The following is a 257-nucleotide window of genomic DNA, read 5'->3' as shown; positions in this document are numbered from 1 at the left end:
AGTTGGCCGTGGGAGTCGGGGCCTGATTTAAATCCGGCATGTTACGACGATACAGCAACGCCCGTTATGTCTTATCGCCATACCCATTACAAAAAAGATCGTTTAGGCGTAACCGCTAACTATCAAGCGACGTTTGGTGATCACGATATTGAGGCTGGTTTTTGGTATGAGCAAAGCGAGCGAGAAGAGTCGCGTGATTGGCACAAAGTAATTGATGCGCGTATTTTTCATCATTTTGAAAACACCCCTTACTGGAC

General features: G+C 46.3%; 1 protein-coding gene. It reads left to right on the top strand.

Annotated elements, in window-relative coordinates; genetic code table 11:
- Window positions 1-66 precede the first annotated feature (66 nt).
- A partial coding sequence (locus AAEY78_RS13905; RefSeq protein WP_352339956.1) for a hypothetical protein occupies window positions 67-257 on the top strand: 191 nt, incomplete at its 3' end.

It is taken from the genome of Psychrobacter sp. 16-MNA-CIBAN-0192 (assembly GCF_040309565.1).
Classification (GTDB): Bacteria; Pseudomonadota; Gammaproteobacteria; order Pseudomonadales; family Moraxellaceae; genus Psychrobacter.
The sequence above is the reverse complement of the archived record's forward strand: the minus strand, read 5'-3'. Positions and strand labels throughout refer to the sequence as shown.